We start from the raw sequence: 1,274 nt of genomic DNA, 5'->3' as shown, positions 1-1,274 counted from the left end.
GAGTTCGGAGTCATGGCGCTGACCACCTGGCGCCTCGCCGATCTATTCGCGAAGCACGCCTTTCTTTTGAACGGACTGGGCTGGGGCGGAATGCCTCGTCATACCGTCCAATCCGATTTCGACGCCGGCCGGCTGGTCGAGCTTGCGATCGAGGACATACCGTCCGGCGGGCTCGCCTTACCCATGTCCGTCGTCTATCGGGCGTCCGACCCGCCGGGACCGGCGGGCCGCTGGATGATCGAGCGTCTCGCGATGTGTCCAAAGCAGATGGGCGACGAGGACGTGATCGCCTGATTTTTGATTCGCGACTTGAAAAACCGATCTGCGGCGGCGGCCTTCTCATCCGGCTATAAGGCTGTGGTGCAAATTTCACGAATGGCATGAATTTGGGTTCGGGCGTTCTTTGGTTCAGGCGGCAAGCACCGAGGTCCAGATCTCCGGCGCTATCTTGCCGGCCGTGCGGCTGGCGTCGGCGACGAGGATTTGACGGCCCAGGGCATCAGCTCGTCGATGCGCGACTGCGGATGGCCATCGGTGATTGCCTCGAGCGTCGCCTTCATCCAGGCATAGGGATCGACGCTGTTCAACTTGCATGCCGCAAGAAGCGAAGCGAGACGTGTCCAGGAACGCCTACCTTCATCGGAGCCGGGATCATAGTGCTGGGTTTCTGACATTCGAAGCGGAGGTCAAATATCCGTTTCACCCGCTGGTTGGTCAGAGTGTCGTGGTCGTCGGAGACCTCGTGCATGACGGTGTTCGTTATTTCCTGATTCGTCAGGCCCATGGCGGCACCTATCAAATTCCCGAATGGATGTTCGCTCAGGAGGCTAGCGCTCTTGCGATCGTAGCCATTCCGCGGCTTCCCGTCGGCCAACTGATCCTCTTGCGCCGCTTCGCCGATCAGCTCATGGCTAATTTCCCGGGATCGAAGATTCCGGAGGGGTCGGCCATGAAAAGGTTGTCGCACACGCAACTGGACTTGTTCGTCATATCGGTCGAACCAGTGGCATTGACCGACGCGGAGCGGCAGATGGCGGGAGATGAGGAGGTCTATCTGAAAGTCTACGACAGCGTGTCCGAAGCGCGCGCTTCGATCGGCCGGTATCTGGCCGTCTACAACGAGGGGTGCCCCCATTCGTCGCTTGACGGGCATACGCCCGACGAGGCCGACTTCGACGAAAAGGAAACAGCGATGGCCGCACGAACGTCGCCGTCGATTTTGTCGCAGCTCTGGTCTGTCAATCGGCATCGAAAATTGGCTCTGACTCACTTCT

Annotated in this window: 2 protein-coding genes and 1 pseudogene; 2 read left to right on the top strand and 1 reads right to left on the bottom strand. The window is 59.7% G+C overall.

From position 1 onward, the window contains the following. A partial coding sequence (locus tag A1351_RS02955) for a LysR substrate-binding domain-containing protein (RefSeq protein ID WP_245291563.1) occupies nucleotides 1–294 on the top strand: 294 nt, incomplete at its 5' end. A 149-nt stretch (nucleotides 295–443) separates the two neighbouring features. Here the strand turns inward: A1351_RS02955 and A1351_RS25090 are convergent. Then, the gene (locus A1351_RS25090) at nucleotides 444–587 is read right to left on the bottom strand and encodes a transposase domain-containing protein (protein WP_166671925.1); all 144 of its coding nucleotides are present in this window, start codon (nucleotides 585–587) and stop codon (nucleotides 444–446) included. Between the two features lie 455 nt (nucleotides 588–1,042). Between A1351_RS25090 and A1351_RS23585 the strand changes: the two are divergent. Next, nucleotides 1,043–1,177, top strand: a pseudogene (locus A1351_RS23585) (integrase core domain-containing protein); the annotation flags it as partial. Nucleotides 1,178–1,274 lie beyond the last annotated feature (97 nt).

This window comes from Methylosinus sp. R-45379 (genome assembly GCF_001644125.1).
In the GTDB taxonomy this organism is placed as follows: Bacteria; Pseudomonadota; Alphaproteobacteria; order Rhizobiales; family Beijerinckiaceae; genus Methylosinus.
This window is presented reverse-complemented; position numbering and strand designations above follow the sequence as displayed.